The sequence below is a fragment of the Amycolatopsis minnesotensis genome (genome assembly GCF_039529815.1).
GTDB lineage: Bacteria > Actinomycetota > Actinomycetes > Mycobacteriales > Pseudonocardiaceae > Amycolatopsis > Amycolatopsis minnesotensis.
The window spans coordinates 19,220-39,425 of record NZ_BAAANN010000037.1 but is presented as its reverse complement, the minus strand read 5'-3'; the positions used below and the strand labels follow the sequence as shown (position 1 = coordinate 39,425).

The 20,206-nt window shown below is 69.4% G+C and carries 19 protein-coding genes; 7 read left to right on the top strand and 12 right to left on the bottom strand.

Features of this window, described 5'->3' with window-relative positions:
* Positions 1 to 16 precede the first annotated feature (16 nt).
* The 10 genes from ABD256_RS34470 to ABD256_RS34425 all read right to left on the bottom strand — a co-directional run bounded on the left by ABD256_RS34470 (position 17) and on the right by ABD256_RS34425 (position 10,677).
* The gene (locus tag ABD256_RS34470; protein ID WP_344428826.1) at positions 17 to 1,132 is read right to left on the bottom strand and encodes an MCE family protein; all 1,116 of its coding nucleotides are present in this window, start codon (positions 1,130 to 1,132) and stop codon (positions 17 to 19) included.
* The gene (locus ABD256_RS34465; RefSeq protein WP_344428824.1) at positions 1,132 to 2,157 is read right to left on the bottom strand and encodes an MCE family protein; all 1,026 of its coding nucleotides are present in this window, start codon (positions 2,155 to 2,157) and stop codon (positions 1,132 to 1,134) included. Before ABD256_RS34465 ends, ABD256_RS34470 begins: the two co-directional genes overlap by 1 nt.
* On the bottom strand, positions 2,157 to 3,326 hold the full coding sequence (locus ABD256_RS34460; RefSeq protein WP_344428823.1) for an MCE family protein: 1,170 nt from the start codon (positions 3,324 to 3,326) through the stop codon (positions 2,157 to 2,159). Before ABD256_RS34460 ends, ABD256_RS34465 begins: the two co-directional genes overlap by 1 nt.
* On the bottom strand, positions 3,326 to 4,327 hold the full coding sequence (locus ABD256_RS34455) for an MCE family protein (RefSeq protein ID WP_344428821.1): 1,002 nt from the start codon (positions 4,325 to 4,327) through the stop codon (positions 3,326 to 3,328). Before ABD256_RS34455 ends, ABD256_RS34460 begins: the two co-directional genes overlap by 1 nt.
* Positions 4,324 to 5,340 (bottom strand): MCE family protein, encoded by a 1,017-nt coding sequence (locus ABD256_RS34450; RefSeq protein ID WP_344428819.1) that lies wholly within the window; start codon positions 5,338 to 5,340, stop codon positions 4,324 to 4,326. Before ABD256_RS34450 ends, ABD256_RS34455 begins: the two co-directional genes overlap by 4 nt.
* Positions 5,337 to 6,608 carry an MCE family protein gene (locus ABD256_RS34445; RefSeq protein ID WP_344428817.1) on the bottom strand — a complete coding sequence of 424 codons (1,272 nt, stop codon included), beginning with the start codon at positions 6,606 to 6,608 and terminating at the stop codon, positions 5,337 to 5,339. Before ABD256_RS34445 ends, ABD256_RS34450 begins: the two co-directional genes overlap by 4 nt.
* A gap of 76 nt (positions 6,609 to 6,684) precedes the next feature.
* Positions 6,685 to 7,524: an MlaE family ABC transporter permease gene (locus tag ABD256_RS34440; RefSeq protein ID WP_344428815.1), complete on the bottom strand. Its 840-nt coding sequence runs from the start codon at positions 7,522 to 7,524 to the stop codon at positions 6,685 to 6,687.
* Positions 7,525 to 7,527: 3 nt separating this feature from the next.
* Entirely contained in the window at positions 7,528 to 8,313 is a 786-nt protein-coding gene (locus ABD256_RS34435) for an MlaE family ABC transporter permease (RefSeq protein WP_344428813.1), read from the bottom strand.
* Positions 8,314 to 8,318: 5 nt separating this feature from the next.
* On the bottom strand, positions 8,319 to 9,359 hold the full coding sequence (locus ABD256_RS34430) for an ABC transporter ATP-binding protein (RefSeq protein WP_344428811.1): 1,041 nt from the start codon (positions 9,357 to 9,359) through the stop codon (positions 8,319 to 8,321).
* A gap of 43 nt (positions 9,360 to 9,402) precedes the next feature.
* Positions 9,403 to 10,677 (bottom strand): DUF6801 domain-containing protein, encoded by a 1,275-nt coding sequence (locus tag ABD256_RS34425; protein WP_344428907.1) that lies wholly within the window; start codon positions 10,675 to 10,677, stop codon positions 9,403 to 9,405.
* A 492-nt stretch (positions 10,678 to 11,169) separates the two neighbouring features.
* Here ABD256_RS34425 and ABD256_RS34420 point away from each other — a divergent pair, with 492 nt between their 5' ends.
* From ABD256_RS34420 to ABD256_RS34390, 7 genes are all read left to right on the top strand, one after another.
* On the top strand, positions 11,170 to 11,688 hold the full coding sequence (locus tag ABD256_RS34420) for a P-loop NTPase family protein (protein WP_344428809.1): 519 nt from the start codon (positions 11,170 to 11,172) through the stop codon (positions 11,686 to 11,688).
* A gap of 171 nt (positions 11,689 to 11,859) precedes the next feature.
* Entirely contained in the window at positions 11,860 to 13,074 is a 1,215-nt protein-coding gene (locus ABD256_RS34415; protein WP_344428807.1) for a lytic transglycosylase domain-containing protein, read from the top strand.
* A gap of 38 nt (positions 13,075 to 13,112) precedes the next feature.
* Positions 13,113 to 13,844 carry a VanZ family protein gene (locus tag ABD256_RS34410; RefSeq protein WP_344428805.1) on the top strand — a complete coding sequence of 244 codons (732 nt, stop codon included), beginning with the start codon at positions 13,113 to 13,115 and terminating at the stop codon, positions 13,842 to 13,844.
* 422 nt (positions 13,845 to 14,266) lie between these two features.
* Complete coding sequence (locus ABD256_RS34405) at positions 14,267 to 14,737, top strand: hypothetical protein (RefSeq protein WP_344428803.1); 471 nt, start codon at positions 14,267 to 14,269, stop codon at positions 14,735 to 14,737.
* Positions 14,734 to 15,384, top strand: coding sequence for a DUF3558 domain-containing protein (locus ABD256_RS34400; RefSeq protein WP_344428801.1), 651 nt, complete (start codon positions 14,734 to 14,736; stop codon positions 15,382 to 15,384). The genes ABD256_RS34405 and ABD256_RS34400 overlap by 4 nt, the downstream gene beginning before the upstream one ends.
* A gap of 2 nt (positions 15,385 to 15,386) precedes the next feature.
* Positions 15,387 to 16,736, top strand: a complete 1,350-nt coding sequence (locus tag ABD256_RS34395) for a WXG100 family type VII secretion target (protein WP_344428800.1) — start codon at positions 15,387 to 15,389, stop codon at positions 16,734 to 16,736.
* Positions 16,737 to 16,782: 46 nt separating this feature from the next.
* Positions 16,783 to 17,520, top strand: a complete 738-nt coding sequence (locus tag ABD256_RS34390; protein ID WP_344428799.1) for an ESX secretion-associated protein EspG — start codon at positions 16,783 to 16,785, stop codon at positions 17,518 to 17,520.
* Here the strand turns inward: ABD256_RS34390 and ABD256_RS34385 are convergent.
* Together ABD256_RS34385 and ABD256_RS34380 are read right to left on the bottom strand one after the other, a co-directional pair.
* A complete protein-coding gene (locus ABD256_RS34385) occupies positions 17,513 to 18,889 on the bottom strand; it encodes an MFS transporter (protein WP_344428797.1) in 1,377 nt (458 codons plus the stop codon). The two genes, ABD256_RS34390 and ABD256_RS34385, sit on opposite strands and share 8 nt — an antisense overlap.
* Positions 18,886 to 20,007 carry a PrpF domain-containing protein gene (locus ABD256_RS34380; protein ID WP_344428795.1) on the bottom strand — a complete coding sequence of 374 codons (1,122 nt, stop codon included), beginning with the start codon at positions 20,005 to 20,007 and terminating at the stop codon, positions 18,886 to 18,888. Before ABD256_RS34380 ends, ABD256_RS34385 begins: the two co-directional genes overlap by 4 nt.
* Positions 20,008 to 20,206: the final 199 nt, after the last annotated feature.

The window sequence follows — 20,206 nt, the reverse complement described above, 5'->3', positions numbered from 1 at the left end:
CATCGGCTCCTTTCTCTCAGCGCCCGCTCGGCGAAGGCGCGTGCTGCGAACCGCGCACGCCGGTCGGGTTGCCGTAGGGCAGGGTGCAGCGCGCGCCGGTGTTGAGCGGCTGCCCCGGCGACGTGTCGAGCCCGCCGCGCGCCTGCGTGCCGCCGTAGCCCGCGGTGCACGGCGGCGGGTCGAAGAAGGTGAGCGCGAGCCCGAGGCGCGCGCCCTCCGGCCCGATCACCGACGCCCCGGCCGCGACCGCCTGCGGCGCGGTGACCAGCAGCTGCTTCATCCCCTTCTGCCGCACCTCCAGCACGTCGAACGTGGTGAGCAGGTTCGCCATGGTGAGCCCGAGCCCCGCCCCCGACTCGTGCAGCAGCTCGCTGACCTGGTTCATCGCCGCGGGCACCGCGGGCAGCAGGCCGCGGAGGTCGCCGTCGGACTTCTTGAGCGTCTCGGCGAGCAGCTTCGCGTTGCCGCCGAAGGACTTGATCTCGTCGGACAGGCGCAGCTGGGTGTCCAGCACGGTCTGCGAGCTGGTGACGAGGCTGGTGGACTGCGGGATGTGGTCGGTGGCGGTCTTGATGAACTCGATCCCCTTGTCCACCAGGGTCTGCAGGTTCGGGCCCGCACCGGAGGTGGCGTCGTACAGCTCGTCCACGACGGTGCGCAGCGCCTCCTTCGGTACCGAGTCGGCGAGCGAGGACAGGCTGGAGAGCACCACGTCCACCGGTAGCGGGATCGACGTGTCGTGCTGCGTGATCACCGAGCCCTCCTGGAGGGACGGGCCGCGGTCGGTGCGCGGCCGCAGGTCGACGTACTGCTCGCCGACCACGGACCGGTCGGCCACCACTGCCTCGGTGTCCGCGGGCACCTCGGGGGTGCCCGAGTCGATGTACAGATCGGCCTCCATGCCGGTGGCGGTCAGCCGCAGGTCGCCGACCCTGCCGATGGCCACCCCGCGGTAGGTGACCTCGCTGTTGGTGAACACCCCGCCGCCGCTGGAGAACTTGGCGACCACGGTGTATCCACTGTGGAACACCAGCCGGTCGAGCCCGGCGTACCGCGCGCCGACGTAGGCGACGCCGAGCACGGCGACCACCACGAACACCACGATCTGGCCGCGGACCAGTTTCGTCAGCATCAGTGGCCTCCCGCCAGCGCCTCGGCGAGCGCCTTCCTGGTCTTCGCGTCGTAGTTCAGGAACGTGTTGAGGTAGTCGCCCTTGATCGTGTTGAGGGCGGAGTCCGGGAACGGGAAGGTCAGCAGCATCTCCATCGCCTTCGGCAGTGCCGCGCCCGAGTTCGCGAGCTGGCGCAGCGTCGGCTCCAGCGCGCGGAGGTCGGCGACGAGGTCGTCCTTGCTCTTGTGCACGGTGTCGACCGCGACGTTCGTCAGCGACGCCAGCGACTTCAGCATTCCCACCAGCGCCTCGCGCTGATCGGCGAGCACCTTGATCCCCGGGGTGAGATCGCTCAGCGTCGTGGAGATCTCGTCCTTGTGCTGCCCCAAAGTTGCGGACAGCCGGTTCACGCTGTCCAGCGCGCGCGTGATCTCCGACCTGTGCTCGTCGAGCCCGCCGGCGAAGGTGTTCAGGTTGCCGATCAGCGAGCGCGCCGCGCTTTCCTTACCGCCCAGGGCATCGTTGAGCTGGCGGGTGATGTTCTGGATCTGGGCGACGCCACCGCCGTTGAGCAGCAGCGAAAGCGCGCCGAAGACCTCTTCGATCTCCGGTGCCATGGTGGAGTCCGCGAGCGGGATCACCGCGCCGTCGCGCAGCGCGCCGATCGGCGAAGCCGACTCCGGCGGGGCCAGCTCGACGAACTTCTCCCCGAGGATGCTCGACTGCCGCAGCCGCGCGATCGCGTTGCCCGGCAGCTTCACGTCGCCGTTGACCCGCAGCGTCACCTCCGCGCTGCGCCCGTCCGCGGCGAGTTCGACGTGCTCGACCCTGCCGACCGCGACGTCGTTGACCTTGACGCCGGACTGCGGCACCAGGTCGAGGACGTTCGGGAAGCTCGCCTTGACCGTGAAGGGGTGCTCGCCGAGCGCGGCACCACCGGGTAGCGGCAGGTCGTAGACGCTGTCCGCGCCGCTGCCGCCGCAGCCCGCGGTCAGCGCGCCGAGGAGCACCACCGCGACGACCCTGGTCTTCGTGCGGTCGCCCATCACCGGCCTCCTGCCTTCTCCGGGGTCGCGAACACGTCGCCGAACGGCGGCAGCGGCAGCGCGGGCAGGTCCCCGCGCCTCGCGTTCGCGACGACGAGCCCGTCCGAGCGCGCGCCGGGAGCGCAGCCGCCCGCGCAGAAGGACTGCGCCGACGCCCCGCCAGCCTGTGTGCCGATACCGCGGAACTCGTTGAGGTTGGCCCTCCCGTCGAGCGTCTTCGTCGCCGGGTTGTAGGCCTCCAGCAGGTTCGTCAGCGTGTTCGGCGCGGCGTCGAGCGCCTCGGCCAGTGACGCCTTCTGCGCCGACAACGTCTTCGTGATCTCGGCCAGTTTGTCCACATTGGACTTGACCTTGCCGCGGTTGTCGTTGATGAACCCCTTGACCGTGCTCAGCGCCTGCGTCAGCTCGGTCAGCGCACCGGAGAACTCGTCGCGCTGGTCCGCGAGCACCTTGGTGATCGAGGTGAGCTGCCGCCCCGCCTTGTCGACCTGGTCGTCGTCGGCGGCGAGCATCGCGGTGAACTTCGACAGGTTGTCCACTGTGGAGAAGAGCTTGTCCTTGGAGCCGCTGAGCGTGCGGGCGAAGTCGCCGAGCTGGCGGACCGCCTCGCCGGCGGCCTTCCCGTTGCCGTCCAGCGTTTTCGCACCCTGGTTCAGCAACTCGCTGACCGCGCCGTCCGCGTTCGCCCCCTTCGGCCCGAGCGCGGTGGTCAGCTCGTTGAGGCTCTTCATGAGCTGATCGATCTCCACCGGGGTCGCGGTGCGCTGCGCCGGGATCTCGGCGTCGTCACCGAACTCGGCACCGCCGGTGTAGACCGGGGAAAGCTGGACGTACCGGTCCGCCACCAGGCTCGGCGTCACCACCACCGCCGACACGTTCGAAGGCAGCTTGACGTCGCCGCGCAGGCTCAGGGTCACCTTCACCTGCTTCCCGCTCGGCTCGACCGAATCGACCGAGCCGACCGCGACCCCGAGCACGCGCACATCGGAGGCCGGGTAGATCCCCACCGCCGCGGAGAAGTACGCGGTGACCCGCTTGTCAGGGGTCATCGCGACGAACGCCCACACCGCGCACGCCAGCAGTGCGGCCAGTACGCCGGCCGCGATCCAGCGCAGCAGCTGGCGCCGTCCCTTGTGGACACCCATGTCTTCGAGCACCATCGTCGCCATCAGCTGCCTCCCTTCGGCGCGCAGTCGCCGCCGGTCTGCACCAGCCCGCAGATGTAGGCGTCGATCCACCTGCCGTTGCCGACCGCGTTGCCGAGCAGGCGGTAGTACGGCCCGGCGAGCCGCAGGCTTTCGGTGAGCTTGTCCTGGTTGCGCTGCAGCACGGTGGTCACCCGGTCGAGCTGGTCGAGCGCGGGCCCGAGGGTCTTCTGGTTGTCCGCCACCAGTCCGCGAAGCTGCTCGCCGAGCGCCTTCGTCCCGCCGAACAGCTTCGCGATGGCGTCCTTGCGCGCGTTGAGCTCGGTCAGCAGCACGTTCCCGTTCTTGATCAGCGATTCCACCTGACCGGTCCGGTCGCCGAGCGTCTTGCTCAGCTGGCTGGTGCCGTCGAACAGCTTGGTCAGCTCGTTGTCACGCGAGGCGAGCGTCTTCGACAGCGCCGACATGCCGTCCAGCGCGGCGCGAACGTCCTGCGGTGCCGACGCGCCGAGGGTTTCCGAAAGCGTGCGGAAGCTCTGCGCCAGCTTCACGGTGTCGATCGAGCCCGCGGTGTTCGCCAGGTCGTTGAACACGTCGGTGACGTCGTAGGGCGAGGTCGTCCGGTCCTTCGGAATCGGGGTGCCGGGATCCAGCTCGTTCCCGCCGCGCGGGTCGAGCAGCAGGTTCTTCTGGCCGAGCAAGGTCTTGATCTTGATCGCGGCGCTGGTGCGGTCGCCGAGCCAGGCGTTCTTCACCTTGAACCGCACCTCGACGTGGTCACCTTCGAGGTTGACCGCCGACACCTCGCCCACCTTCACCCCGGCGACCCTGACCTCGTCGTTGGTCTTGAGCCCCGCGGCTTCGCCGAACTCGGCGGCGTACTCGGTGCCGCCGCCGATGATCGGCAGGTCGTCGGCGAAGAACGTGACGGAGCCGAGCAGCACCATGATCAGCGCGGTCACCGCGCCGACCAGGATCGGGTCCCGCTCCTTGAACGGCTTGAAGTCTCGCAACGGGTTCTTCATCGGCACCTCGGCTGGGTCAGCGGCACGCCGACCGGCGGCCCGCCCGGTGCGGGCGGGGCGTCGGACTTGACGGCGCACAGGTAGAAGTTGAGCCACGAGCCGTACGAGCCGAGCTTGCCGATGGCGTTCATCTTGGGCGGCAGGCTCTTCAGGAACTGCTCGAAGACCGGCGTGTTGTCGGCGAGGTTCTTCGAGAGGTCGCCGAGCGCGTTGATGCCGTCCTTGAGCGGCTGGCGGCCGTCCTTGAGCAGGTCCGCGGTGGTGCTGCTGAGCTCACCGAGGCCGCCGATCGCCTCGCCGATCGGCTTCGCGTCCGAGGCGAGCCCCTTCACGAGCTGTTCGGTGGTGTCGACGAGCTGCGCGAGCTGGTCGCCCTTGGCGTTGACCGTGTCGAGCACCGTGTTGAGGTTCCCGATCACCTGCCCGATCACCTGGTCCTTGTCCGCCAGCGTCGAGGTGAGCGAGGCGGTGTGCTTCAGGAACCCGTTGACCGTGGTGCCCTCCCCTTGCAGCACCTGCACCACCTCGAACGAAAGCTGGTTCACGTCGTTCGGCGAAAGCGCCTGGAACAACGGCTTGAACCCGTTGAACAGCGCCGTGAGGTCCAGCGCGGGCTTCGTGCGCTCGATCGGCACGACCGTCCCCGGTGCCATGGTCTCCGCGGTCGGCTCGGCACCCTGGTCGATCGAAAGGTAGCGCTGCCCGACGAGGTTGCGGTAGCGAATGGCCACAATGGACTCGGCGGAGAGCTTTCGCTTGGTGTCGACCGAAAAGCGCACCTCGGCAAAGCGGCGGTCGACGACGTCGACCTCGTCGACCTGGCCGATGCGGACACCGGCCATCCGGACCTCGTCGCCGGGGTTGAGCGAGGTTGCGTCCTCGAACCGCGCCGCGTACGACTCGGTGTCGCTCACCCCCACGTTGGCGATCGTGATGCCGAGCGCGAGTGTCGCCAGCCCGGTCACCACCAGGAAGACGACGCCCTTGACGAGCGGGCCGATCAGTCCCCTCATTTCAGGCTCACCTCCGCGCCACGCAGCATCGGTCCGACGAGGACGCTGCTCCAGTCCGGGATCTCCGCCGGGCTCGTGCCCTGCGCCGCCCCCATCAGCTCGGCGACCGTCCGCCGCTCCGCGGGCGAGTTCGCCACCCCGAGGTCGTCCGCGCCGACCGCGGTCCGCGCCGACATCGCCGAGGCCTTCGCCGCCACCGGGCGGCCCTGACCGGGACCGGCGCCGGGCGCGTAGCACTGCGGGCCCGCGTTCGCGGTGTACCTCGGGTCGTCGCGGCCGGGGACGTACTTGCCGCGCGCGGGCATCACGCTCAGCGTGACGTGCAGGCCGGGTTCACCGGTACCCACGCCGAGTGCCTTCTCCACCAACGGTTTAAGCCGGTTCACCGAGTCGAACAGGCACGGGAACTCCGGCGAATAGCGTGCCAGCAGCTCCAGCGTCGGCCTGCTCGACTCCGACAACCCGATGAGGTCGCGCGAGTTCTTCCGCAGGAACGCGTTCAGGTCGTTCGAGGCGGTCGTGGTGCTGGCGAACAACGCCTGCAGGTCCGCCTTCTGGTCCACCAGCGTGCGCCCGGTCGTGGTCAGGTCGGTCAGCGCGCGCAGGATGTCCGGCGCCGCGCTGTTGTAGGTGTCCGAGACGTCGGCCAGCTTGCTGATGTCCGCCTTGAACTGCGGCATCAGCGGGTTGAACTGGTTCAGCAGGTCGTTGAACCGGACGATGCTCTCCCCCAGCGGCTTCCCCTTGCCGTCGAGTGCCTGGGAAATCGCGCCGAGAGAGCTGTTGAGCTTCTGCGGCTGCACCGCGCGCAGCAGGGGGAGCAGGTCGCCGAGCACCTTCTCCAGCTCGATCGCGTTCGACGAGCGGTCCTGCGAGATCACCTTGCCCGAGGCGAGCGTGCCGTGCGGCGCGTCCGGCAGCACCAGGTTGACGTAGCGCTGGCCGAACGCGGTCTTCGGCAACAGCCGCGCCGAGACGTTGTCCGGTAGCTGCCCGATCCTGGCCGGGTCCATCGCCAGTTCGATCTCGGCGCCGGAGGAGGTGGGCCGGATCGCCCGCACCTCGCCGAACGGGACGCCGCGGACCTTCACCTCCGAGCCCTGTTCGAGCTGGTTGCCGACCCGGTCGGTCTCCAGCTTCACGGTGGCGACGCTGACGAACGTCTTGTCGTAGAGAGCGACCGACAACCCCAGCAGCATCGCGAGCAGCAATAGGAAGACCACACCCGCGATCTGCGTCGGCACGCGCTTCGGAATCCGCTCGCTCATGCGATCGCCTCGCTCCGCGAGACAGCGTTCAATTCCCTTTGGCGCATGATGTCCTTGATTCGCTCGCAAGCGTCGCTCATCCGGACACCTGCACCGTCGTCGTCGCGCCCCAGATCGCGAGGCTGAGGAACAGGTCGAGCACGCTGATCAGCACGATCGACGTCCGCACCGCGCGGCCGACGGCGATGCCGACACCCGCGGGCCCGCCGCTGGCGCGGTAGCCGTAGAAGCAGTGCGTGAGGATCACCCCGACGGCGAACACCAGCACCTTCCCGAACGACCACAGCACGTCGCCCGGCGGCAGGAACAACGTGAAGTAGTGGTCGTAGGTGCCACCGGACTGGCCGAAGAACATCACCGTCGTGACGCGGGAGCCGACGTAGGAGATCAGCAGGCCGATCGTGTACAGCGGGATGATCGCGACGAACCCGGCGACGATCCGGGAGGTGACCAGGAACGGCATGCTGCGGACCGCCATCACCTCGAGCGCGTCGATCTCCTCGGAGATCCGCATCGCGCCGAGCTGCGCGGTGAACCCGGACCCGACCGTCGCCGACAGCGCGAGCCCTGCCACCAGCGGCGCGATCTCCCGCGTGTTGAAGTACGCGGTGAGGAAGCCGGTCATCGCCGAGATGTTGATCTGGTTCAGCGAGCTGAACCCCTGCAACCCCACCGTGACACCGGTGAAGATGCACATCCCGACCATCACGCCGATGGTGCCGCCGATGACCGCGAGCGCGCCGCTGCCGAAGGTGACCTCGGCGAGCAGGCGCACGACCTCGCGGAAGTAGCGCCGGACCGTCAACGGGACGGCGGCGAGCGCCCGCACGTAGAACAGGAGCTGGTCGCCGAGGCTGAACAGGGTGTTGCCGGGCCGTTTCAGGCCCGCCCTCGCGCGTTCGGAAATGGACGTCACGACTCAGGTTCCCTTCGCCGGGACGAGCTGCAGGTACAGCGCGGTGAGCACGGTGTTGACGAAGAACAGCAACAGGAAGGTGATCACGACCGACTGGTTCACGACGTCGCCGACGCCCTTCGGCCCGCCCTTCGGGTTGAGGCCGCGGTACGAGGCGACGACACCGGCGAGGAAGCCGAAGATCAGCGCCTTGATCGAGCTGATCACGAGATCGGGGAGCTGGGCCAGCGCGTTGAAACTGGCGAGGTAGGCACCGGGCGTGCCGCCCTGCACCACCACGTTGAAGAAGTACCCGCCCACCACGCCGACGACGCTGACCATGCCGTTGAGCGCGACCGAGGTGAGGATCGCGGCGAGCACCCTCGGCACCACGAGGCGCTGGATCGGCGAAACGCCCAGCACCTCCATCGCGTCGATCTCCTCGCGGATGGTGCGCGCGCCGAGATCGGCGCAGATCGCCGAACCGCCGGCGCCCGCGATGATCAGCGTGGTCACGATCGGGCTCGCCTGCTGGACCACGGCAAGCACGCTCGCCGCGCCGTTGAACTGCTGGGCGCCGATCTGGCTGGTCAGCCCGCCGAGCTGGAGCGAGATGACCGCGCCGAACGGGATCGACACCATGATCGCGGGCATGATCGACACGCTCGCGATGAACCAGAACTGCTGCACGAACTCGCGGAACTGGAACGGGCGGCGGAAGATCTGCACCAGCACGTCGAGCGCCATCGCGCACATGCGGCCGAATTCGCGCATCCCGTTCGCCGCCGCGGCCGGCACGCGTTCGAGCATCGTGGTCACGGTGTGCCCCCGTGCTGGCGATGTGTCGCGAGTGGACGGATGCCGTAGGCGGCCCGCTCCTCGCGGCTGAGGCTGGCGAGGATGCCGTGCTGTGCCAGCGGCGGCAGCGTGTGCAGGATCCGCAGCACCCGCTCCTTGCGGCGGCGCACGGCGTCGCGGAACGGCAGCCCCGGCGTCGGCTCGATCTGCGGCACCACCCCGCGCATGTCCTCTGTGGACCCGTCGTGGTGCCCGGCGTCGACGAGCGCCTGCTCCTCGGCCATCGTCGCCGAGTCCTTCTCCTCCGACATGCCGATCGGACCGATCCTGCTGCCGCTGAGGAACTGCTTCACCACCGGCTCGTCACTGGTCAGCAGGACCTCCCGCGGCCCGAACATCACCAGGTCCTTGCGGAAGAGCATCCCGATGTTGTCCGGTACCGTCCGCGCCACGTTGATGTTGTGCGACACGATCAGGATCGTCGCGTCCATCTGCGCGTTCAGGTCGATCAGCAGCTGCGAGATGTAAGCCGTGCGGACCGGGTCGAGACCGGAGTCGGGCTCGTCGACCAGGATGATCTCGGGGTCCAGCACCAATGCGCGCGACAGCCCGGCGCGCTTGCGCATCCCGCCCGAGATCTCACCGGGCAGCTTCATCTCCGCACCGGCCAGTCCGGTCATTTCGAGCTTCTCCAGCACGATCCTGCGGATCTCGGTCTCGGACTTCTTCGTGTGCTCCCGCAAGGGAAACGCCACGTTGTCGAAGAGGTTCATCGACCCGAACAGCGCGCCGTCCTGGAACAGCACCCCGAACAGCTTCCTGATCTCGTACAGCTCGCGTTCCGGGCAGGAGCAGAGGTCGACGCCGTTGATCACGATCCGTCCCCGCTCGGGCCGGAGCAGCCCGATCAGGGACTTCAGGAACACCGACTTGCCGGTGCCCGACGGGCCGAGCAGCACGCTGACCTCGCCCTTCGGCAACGTCAGCGTCACGTCCCGCCAGATCAGCTGGCGACCGAAGGACTTCGTCAGCCCGTCGACCGTCACCTCGACGCCCATCACACCTCCTGTTTTCGCGGTACGGAACGGACTTCGTCGTCCATCAGTTCTTGGGCGGCGGCGGGCAGTCCGCCGGGGTGCACCGGACGTTGAGCGTCATCGTCAGCGGGTTGTCCGGGCCGGAGATCAGGCCGGTGAGCAGTTTGCTGACGTCCTCGGTGCCCTGGCAGCCCGCGAACGGCGGGATGTCGTACGCGGTCGAAACCGGGGTCGGCTTACCGCCGCTCTTCGGCGGGCGCAGATCGATTTCCTGCTTGAGGTGAATGGTCACCGGTGTCGCGGTGCGGCAGTTCGGCCCGACATCGAGCGGCACACCGTCGACCTTCGCGTTGCGGACGACGACATCGGCCTTGATCGTGATATCCACCGGGGAGGTCGGGAACTTCACCTGGATGGCCCCTGCGGCCTCCTCCGCCTGGACGACCTCGACATCCGCGGTGGCCGGGGTGATCCGGAACGGCACGAAGTAGCTCGAAGTCGGCGGCAGACGGAAGTTACCCCGTACCTTGGAAGTGGCGATCTGGACCACCGAGTCGAACTGTCCGCGCCCGAACTTCACCTGCGAACCGAGCTTCTTGATCGTGGTGGTGCTGTCGTCGATCCAAAGGGCGTAGCGGAGCCAGCCGGTCGGCTCGGTCGGCGGGAAGTTGTACGGCGGGTCGTCGGCGAGCGCCACCCGTGCCGACGGCTGGCGCGGTGTGCCGGGTTCGACCCTGCCGGGTGCCCTGTCCTCCGCGAGCATGCCGACCGTGGCCAGTTTGCGCGGCGGGCCAGGCTCGGACGTGCAGGAAACGTCCTTTTCGACGAGGGCGTTGTCCTTGACCGCGTGGAGTTTCAGCGTCGGCGCGAGCTTGGCGACCTCGAAGGTCACGTCGCCGCCACCGGTCGCCTTGGCCTCGGGCACCGCAGCGCCGAGCGGCAGCCAGAGCTCGCCGGCGGCGGGCAGCTTGGTGAGCGGGATCTTGACCGCCGGGAGTGCGATCTCCTCGGCGGCGCTGCCCTGCCGGACGATCAGCGAACCGTCGACGGCGCCCTCGAAGGTGGTGACGCCCCACGCTTTCAGCGCGGCCACGGTCTGCTCGGGGAAGACCAGTTCGGCACCGGCGCCGCCGACCTCGATCGCGCGGCCGGGGCCGGTCGTCTCCGGGAAGGTCGCGGTCAGCCCGGTCGTGACGGCCGACGGCCCGCCGGGAAGCGGGCACGTCGCGGGCAGGACCGCGCTGGCCGCTCCCGCCACCGCGGGGTTCGCCACGAACGAAACGCCCGCGACGGCCACGGCCGAAGCGAGCGCGAGCAGACGGGTGCGCCGTCGAGTCACCGTTGACAAGGCAGACTTCCTCGAGCAGACAATAGTTACTTCGGGGCACGAAATCTCGCGAAAGGGCACGGGTTCGCCGCGAAATCCATTTCGCTTACCGGCCAGTACGGTACTGAGGTGGTGCGGGCCACACAAGAACCTCCATTAAATCGGGCCGTACCGCGCCGAAAATCAATTCTTCTTGTCATCGGGGTGAGTGCGGCACCCGAAACGCCCATCGTGCGGAGCACAAAGATCCGCCACCCCGTCCCACCAGCAGTCCGTGAAAGTCCTCTGTGGACGAGAACGCGCAGAACTGTCACCCCCGCCAGGTACCGCCACCGCGAAACTGTCACCGCGCTGAGCGGAACCGCGGCCGTTCTTGCGCGGCTCGCCGCGAAATGGCCAGGTTCGCCGCGGGGCCGCTCGGCCCGAGACCGCACCGGGAAAGCGCGCGGGAGGTTCCATGCCGTTCCTCGGCACCAGGACGCCGCGACGGTCTGCGGGTACGACGTGGCCCGCGCGTCGACGGAGCTGCGGCGGCGGATCGGGAGCACCCGCCAGCTCACCGCGCTCGACGACGCGCTGTCCGGCAGGGCCAACCTGGTGCTGGTGGCGCGCCCGCTCGGCGCGGGGAAGGGCGCCGCGAAACGGCGAGCGGACGAACTGCTCGACTCCACCGGGCTCGACCCGGTGAGCCGCGGCGAACTGTGGCGCTGCTCGCCGGGTGCTGCCGCTCGGCGTCTCCCCGGCGGCGGACTGCTCGGCACGGTCACCGCGGTACTGCTGACCCTCATCGTCGACTGGGGCCTGAGCTGGGTCTTCCTCGCCGTCGCCACGATGGCGCGCAAGCCGGAGACGCTGCAGACCGTGTCGTTCATCGCGGTGCTCACGCTGATGTTCTCCGCCGGACGCCCTGCCCGTGTTGGTGCGCGCGCTGTCCACGGTCAACCCGGTCACCTACGCGATCGACGCGGCCACCGTCGCCGGCGCGGCGCTCGCGGCGAGGAACTCCGCCGCAGTTCATTCTGATGGGCTGACAACAACCCGCGCCGGTTTTCGCGTAATCGTGACAAGTTCTGGGCAATACCAGGGAAATTCCCTTACCGCAGCCAAAGTTTGCTATAACCGTCACGGAACTACCGGCCGGTAACTCGATTACCGGGGCACCGCGAAACTCCGCGAAGCAAAGGAGCTTTGACTATGCGAAGCCGAATTTCCGCAGCGGCCCGCAATGCCACCAGGCTCACCGGGCTGCCGCACCGGACGGCACTGGCGGTGGTCGGCGGCGCGCTCGCGGTACTCCCGGTGGCCTCGGCGGCGTCGACCACGATGGCCGTGATCGAGCCGTCCGCATCCGGCGCCACGCCGCTCGTGCCGCCGTCGCACCCGCTCTCACCCGTGCCGTCCGGCCCGATCTCGGTGGACGGCAGCCTGCCGGAGCCGGTCTCGCCGGTGCCGCTCGGCGCGCCGGGCTCCGCGCTGGCCCCGGTCGCCTACTCGCTGCCGAGCGGGCCGCTCGGGATCCCCGGCACCGCGCTCAAGGCGTACCGGAAGGCCGCCGATCTGATGGCGGCCGAACGGCCGGGATGCCACCTCGACTGGGCGCTGCTCGCCAGCATCGGGCGCATCGAGTCCAACCACGCGCGCGGCGGTTACGTCGACGCGAACGGCACCACGATCCGGCCGATCCTCGGGCCGGTGCTCAACGGCTTCGGCCCGGTGGCCGCGATCGCCGACTCCGACGGCGGCCGCTACGACGGCGACACGGTCTGGGACCGCGCCGTCGGCCCGTCGCAGTTCATCCCCGGCACGTGGCGCACCTACGGCGCGGACGGCAACGGTGACGGGAAGAACGACCCGAACAACATCTACGACGCCGCGCTGGCGACCGCGCGCTACCTGTGCTCGGGCGGCCTCGACCTGAGCCAGCCCGGTTCGCTGCGGGCGGCGGTGCTGCGCTACAACAACTCCGCCTCCTACGCCGACACGGTGATCCGCTGGGCCGAGGCGTACCGCAAGGGCGTCGCCCCGTTGCCGGACAGCACCGTCCCGGTCGGCGCGCCGGACGTGCCCGCCGCCCCGGTCACCGAGCCCGGCCCCACGCCCGTGCCCCCGCCGGTGACGCCGCCGCCCGGCACCACGCCTCCTGGCACCACGCCCCCGGGTACGACGCCTCCTGGCAGCACGCCTCCGTCGACGCCGGGGACGCCACCCACCACCCCGACCAAGCCTCCGTCGACACCGCCGACGACACCGCCCACGAGCCCGCCGACGACGCCCACCACGCCGCCGACGACGACCCCGCCCCCGTCGACCGGCCCCACCACGCCGCCGCAGACCACCTCGGCACCGGCGAAGCCGCCCGCGGACAGCACGCCGCCCACCAGCACCGGGGGCGCCAGCACGTCCGGCTGAACCCACGTCCGAGGCACCGGGCCGAAGGGAGTCGTTTCGTGGCACAGCTACTCCGGACGTTCGGCGAACTGATCACCCTCGCCACGCTGGGCATCCCGCCCGCCGTGTTGTTCTGCGGCCTGCTCGCGCTGCGCCGCGAGCGATCCGGCCGCCGCGACCCCGGCGCCACCGCGATCTGCGACGTGGTGCTGGTGTTCGCCGCGTGCTGCGTGCTGTACCTGGTCGGCAAACCCATCCCCGGCCAGGCCAGCACCGCCGATCTCACACCGGGCACCGAAATCGCCGACGCGGTCGGCGAACTGCCGTCGTGGGACCCGCTGTGGCAGGCGGCCGCGAACCTCCTGCTGCTCCTGCCGATCGGGGCGCTGGTACCGCTGCGGTCGGCGCGCCTGCGCTCGGTGAGCAGGGTCGCCGGGGGCGCGGTGGTGCTGTCGTCCACGATCGAGACGACGCAGTACCTCTTCCTCACCGGCAGGGTCGCCGCCACCGACGACGTCGTGCTGAACACGCTCGGCGCGACACTGGGCGCGCTGCTGACCCGCCGCTGGTGGGCACGGCGGCGACGCGAACTGGTCTTCTGCGACATCCCGGCGCCGACCCGGTTCCGCACCCTGGTACCGGTCACCACCGCGCCGGTCCCCGCGACGCGCTCCGGACCGGCATGGGACTGGCACCGGCTGCGCCGGGTCGCCAGACCGGCGGGCCCCGTACTCGCCCACTCCGCGTTCCGCACCGGCAAGGTACTGGCCGGAACCAGCCGCGCGAGATGACCGGACGCCGTTTCCCCGATCGATCGAGACACCATTGTTTCCGATGACACTGGTACGAACCTGAATCAGGTGAATCCATTGTAGAGCATTTCGAGTTCGCAACATCCCTCGCCGAGTGGCCATCCACATCGGACGGTATACCCCTTGTCATGTACGATCTTACTCAACGAGGCTGCCACGACCAGATCGCCGCACGCATACCATGGCGAGACGGAATAATAAAAGTATGGCGCCGAACTTGGTGCATACGAGTGAAATCTTGCCCATTTTCACTTTGTGCAACGTATGCCCCACCTGAGCGTGATCGGCCCGCTACAGTATTGGGTACAGCGGAATGGGCACGACCCACCTGTGCCTTTCCACCAGGTGTCGCCGAGGGGAACGGCGTACGCGCAGGCGCGCGTCGGGGGAGGGCACGGCCGATGAACGACCCTGCGAACGTCCAGTCGCCGGGGACGATGGGCGCGTTCCGCTGGATGGGTGACGCGGACATCCGGATCGCCGATGCGGCGATCGCCGACGCCGACGCGACCGCATCTTCTGCAGGCCGATCCGGCTTCACCCTCGACCTCGATCAGGCGCACCAACTGCTCGCTGATGCGACGAGGATCCGCCAAGAGTTGACGCTCCTGCAGGACAACGCCTCCGTACTGGAACGACTCGAGCCTCCCGCACAGGACCCGGCAAGCAAGGGGTACAACGGTTTGCTCACTCGGCAGGGTGAGCAGCCTGGTGCGTTCGCCTACGGTGCGGGGCACTTGCGCGTCGAGGTCGAGTACCTGACGGAACTCATCGGCAGGCTCCAAAAAGCATTGGTCCTCAAAGAAGGCACGGAGCACGACCACGGCAGGAAGCTCAAGAAGACCGACGATGGTCAAGGGTACGCCGGATGAGCCCCCGCCGGATCACGATCATCGCCGGGATCTGCGTGATCGCCGCCGCAGCAGGAGGTTGCTCACGCGGGCTGCCTTCCGACTCACCGTCCACAGCACCACAGGATTCCGGGAACACCAACAGCAGCCCACTGCCGTCGGCGACGAAATCGGTGCCGTTCGCGGGAGCTCCGAAGGTGCCTTCCCCGCTCCCCGACTCGGCCTTGGCAGGCGATCCGTGCGCGGCCTTGACACCGCAGCAAGTAAAAGATGCCCTGGGAAACAGGGTAAACCAGAAGCGACATGATATTTCGGGGATCGGCGCCAGCTGCTACTGGTCAGCTGACAGCGGCGCGGCGGTAGCCGTAACCTTGGACACCCAATCACGGCACGGGTTGAGCGGCTTGTACGCGAACGTGCAGCCCAAGGCCGAGGTGTGGAAGGTACTACCGGCGATTCAAGGTTTCCCCGCCGTCGCCAGCGTGACGCCATCGGGGGGCGCACCCGACCGGTACTGCAGCATCAGTGTCGGCCTGCTCGACACCGCGACGGTGGATGTGGGGCTTTTCTTGGGGGACAGCAAGATCGGAAAAGTCGATCCGTGCACCGTCGGCTCACGTGCGGCCGATGCCGCGGTGTCGACGTTGCGCGAGAAGGCTGGTGCTTGATCATGGTTCCGTTCGACCAGCTCGGCGAAGCGGTCAACACGATCGCGACGGGTGCGGAAGACGCCTTCGACGCGATTGGAGACTTCCTCTCCGAACCGCTGTTCCCCGGCGCGCCGGAACTCGCGCAAGCGATGGGTTTGCCGCAGATCGTCGAGGACATCAAGAACGGCCACTCGGACGACTGGCACCGGGGCACGGGCGGCGCGCGCGATCTGGCCACCGCCCACCAGCAGGCCAGCGACGACATCGGCAAGATGCTGACCTCGTTGCGGGCGTCGTGGACGGGCCAGAGCGCGGACAGCGCGGATGCCCGCATCGACAAGTTCCGGGCAGTCACCAATGCCGCGGCGGAGCGGTTCACGGCCAACGCCGACAACCTCGGCGCGACCGCGGACGGGTTCGACTATGTCCAGCGCCATCTGGAGCCGATGCCGCCGAAACCGCCGGAGAAGGACTTCTGGGACGCGATCACGCCGTGGGACACCGACGTCGAGGACGCCATCGGGAGCTACAACGCGACCGCGAGCCGGAATCTGGAGCTCTACAACCACTACGCGGCCGATACCACCGCCAGCGCGAGCGGGCTCAACGGCGACTACGGGGTGCTCGGCGGCTACGACGGGAAAGACTTCACCATGCGGCACGAGCCATCGGGCCCGCACGGGCCCGATGGACACGGAGGACATGGAGGACACAGAGGGCCCGCGGGGCCGGAGCCGGTGGTGAAACACCCCGGCTCCGGCGGTCCAGGTCCTGCCACTCCGGGTCCTGCTGGCCCACCGGTGTCCCCCGGCGGCGACGGCCCTGGCTCGGGTCATGTGCCGCCGACGGCACCGCCTCAGTCCGGTGGCGCCGATGACGTCCCGGTCAGCGGAAGTCACCACGGCGAGGAAGGCACGACCGCGGCGGGCTCTGCGCCCCCGGAGATGTCCGAAGGCAAATCGACCTCGGTGCCGACCGGCTCGGCACCTTCCGGTTCCGCCGTCCCGATCGGCACCGGAACCAGCACTGGAATCGGATCGCCGGGGATGATGGCCGTTCCCGGTGGCTCCGCACGCGGTGGGGCGAACGGCAAGTCCCCCGGCACGGGGTACGCACGGGGCGCCCGCTCCGGTGGCGTCCCCACCGAAACCAAGTCCGGCGGAGGCCGGGGTGCCACCGGGGGCCGCGGCGCGCCGGGCACTGCCGACGGCGGGTTCGTGCCCGGTGGCGGTCGCGGGAAGAACGACGACCGCGAGCACCACCGCAAGTTCGGTGTGCCCGAAACCGACGACAGCGTCGCCGAAGCGGACGAGAAGATCACCGATCCGGTGACCGGGCTGCCGGTGATGCCGCCCACCATCGGCGCCTGATCCGCTCCTGCCCTTTTCGTGTTGCTGCCCTGATCGCGGGGGTATCGTGATTGACCAGCCGGTGGTGCTGCCGAAGATGATGTTCGTGACGGCGTGCGACATGGTCGGGTCGAGCGGCTCCCTTCCCGCGGTCATCGGCACCAACTGGCATTACTGGATGACCGGGGACGCCCGCGCGACCCTCGTGGCGGACACCATGGATGTGTTGCGGCGTCAGGGTTTGGCCCGCCGGGATCAGCTGCACCCGGTGTGGAAGAACACCATCGCGGTGCTCACGGCCCCGGATCGGGAGTTCTACGCGTGGAACTCCTTCGCGGACGGCACCACGGCCGCGATACTGGTCGCCGCCCGCGGCCGTGACGCGGCGCGGATCGTCGTGGGTGACGACGTGGTGCTGATCGACCCCGTCGAACCCGGGTTCCTCGCCACCCACCTGCTGGAAGCACTGCCCGAGGCGCCCGGCGCGACGGTGCGGACGGTCGCGGTACCGCGCGCGGTGCTGGATGCCTCGGAAGCGGCACCCGCCGAACCGGCCGACCCCACGGACGTCGAGTACCTCGCCGCGTTGATGTGCGCGCCCCGCGACGCGGTTCACCAGCTCTACACGGCGGTCCGGACCGACGGCGGTGAGCGCGAACGCAGCCTGCCGATCAGCGCGATCGACCTCACCGGCCGGGGCCGCGTCCTGACCTATCGCACCGGCGACGACCACATCGCCCTCACCCCTGGCACTCCCCACGACGTCGTCCGCACCCTCAACAACACCCACCAGCAGCTCACCTGACGCCGACCGTGCGCAAGGCCCGGTCGGACGCGGTGATGCAGGTCAGCAGCGCCGCGACACCGGCGAGCACAATGGCGAGCTGGGTGAGTCCGCCGTCGGTGGCCTCGGCTCCGAACGCCCACGCGAGCACGCTCGTCGACGCCAGCGCGCCGACGTACTGGGCGGTGCGGAACAGCCCGGACAGGGTGCCGATGCGATCCGCGGGAGCCTGGACGTACAGCGCCGTCTGGTTCGCCACCGTGCTCATGCCCTGCCCGATGCCGAACAGGAACCCGATCGCCACCACTATCCACAATGGAGTCACGCCCGACAGCGGCAGCAAGGCCAGCGAACCGATGAGCAGCGTGCCGGTGGTGAGCAGCAGCCTCGCCCGCACGCCGAGCCCGAGCCGGGTGCCGAACGCGGACAACGTGACAGTGGTGATCGACATCGGCAGCAGCACCAGCCCCGCCATCGCCTCCGGCAGCGCATACCCCTGCGCGAGCCATTGCGGGTAGCCGTAGAGGAACGCGTAGATCACCAGGTACCCGAGCCCCTGGCGGAGGTAGGTCGCGATCAGCGGGCGGTTGCCCGCCAGCGCGCGGAGGTCGAGGAAGGGCCGCCGCGTCCGCAGTTCCCACCAGATCAGCGCACCGCCCGCGGCCAGCCCGGCGATCAGGTACGGCCACCGCGCGGCCTCCGGGCGCATCACGAACATCAGCAACGCGGTGAGCGTGACCGCGAACAGCCCGACGCCGCCGATGTCCAGCGGCGCGCGCGAGGACTTCGCACCGGCGGCCGTGTCCTTCGGCAGCCACCACAACGCCAGTGCCAGGCCGATCCCGGCGAGCGGCACGTTCACCGCGAACGTCCAGCGCCAGTCCCCCAGCCCGACCAGCAAACCGCCCAACGTGGGGCCGACGGCCATGCTCGCCTGCGTGGAGGTGGCCAGCACGGTCAGCACCCGGTCGGGCACCGCCACGTCCACCGCGGTCGCGCGCGCCTTCACCAGTGCCATCGCCGCGGGGAACCCGGTCGCGGTGCCGAGGCCGAGCAGGATCCTCGACGCGAGCAGCACCCCGAACGACGGTGCCAGCGCGCCGAGCAGACCGGCCACGAGCACCGACACCAGACCGGCGGTGAGCACGCGCCGCCCGCCGAAGGTGTCCACCAGCCTGCCCATCACCGGCTGCGCCACCGCGGTCACCAGGTACAGCACCGTCACCAGCCACACGGTCCGCTGCGGCCCGACGCCGAGATCGCGCCCGATCGGCACCAGGGTGACCGCGATCATCGACGAGTTGACCGCGTTGAGCAGGGTGCCGAGCACGAGCGGGGTCAGGAACCGGCCGCCGAACCCGGTCGTCGCCCGTGCGCTCGTCACGGTCACGGCAGGGCCACCGGCACGCGCTCCGCCCTCGGCACGAAGATGTCGGCGCGGGCGATCACGCGCGCCGACCGGTTCAGCCGGACCCCGGTCAGCCGTTCGCCGTCGAGCACCAGGCGGGCCGAGACGACGCCGGCGGGGGTGCCGAGGCGGATCTCGCCGTCGCGGGCCTTGGCGTGGGCGTGCACTGTGCTGCCCTGCACCGTGGCCGCGGCCGCCACCGCGACGGTGGAGGTGAGCCCGATCGCCGGGTGGGGCGCGTGCATCGACGCCATCCTGACCGAGATGTCGTAGTCGGCGGCGGCGATCCGCGTGCCGTCGGTCGCGGTGTAGTCCCGCGGCGCGCCGACGACACCGAACTTGGGCACCGCGTGGCTGACCGGCCCACCGGGGGCGGCCAGTCCCATGTGGACACCGGCGCGGTGCCGGAGCCCGAGCAGGGACGGCAGCGCCGCGCCGAACTCGGCGACGGTCTCCGCGCCGGTCAGGCCCAGCGCTTCGGCGTCGAACAACGCGGCGGGCGCGCCGGCGTCGACGAGCGTCGCGTGCGCGGCCCCCTCGGACAGGGTGAAGTCGTCGACCGCCGCACCGCTGGGCAGCAGTGCGTCGGTGGTGCTGCCGACCGGGTCGAGGAACTCGAGGCCGACCGCGACACCTGGCGAGGCCACGCCGGGGATAGTCGCGTTGCCGGACGGGGTGAAGCGGCCGCCGGGGGTGTCGACCACCGCGTCGATCCTCGACCCGGTGTTGGTGTTGCGCATCCGCACCGTCGTCTGCTCGCCGCGCGGCCTGACCAGCCCGGACTGCACCGCGTACAGCCCGACCGCGGTACCGCAGTTACCGCAGTTGCTGCCCCATTCGACCTCGTTCACCCCGACGCCGACCTGCGCGAAGGTGTAGTCGATGTCCACTCCGGACTCGTAGGAGTGCGAGATGATCGCGGCCTTGGACGTGGTCGAGGTCGCGCCGCCGACGCCGTCGATCTGGCTGTGGTCCTGCGAGCCGAACGCGGCGAGGAGCACGTCCTCGAGCGAAGCCCCGCGACCGTGCACGTCCGTGATGTCGAACAACCAGCACTTGCTCGTGCCGCCGCGGACCAGGGTGCCCGAAACACCGATCACTTGTCTTTCCCGCCGTGACATGACAGATACACCGCCCACATTCCTGCTCGGATCGGGCCCTGCTGAATCGAGGATTGCCCGAACCAGGATTACCCGAATACGTTTCCGATGACTGCGGCACCGAAGTCAACCCAAGGGCCGTGACCGCCTCGGATATCACCGATGGTCACGCATCAGCCTCGTCATTAAACGTACAGTA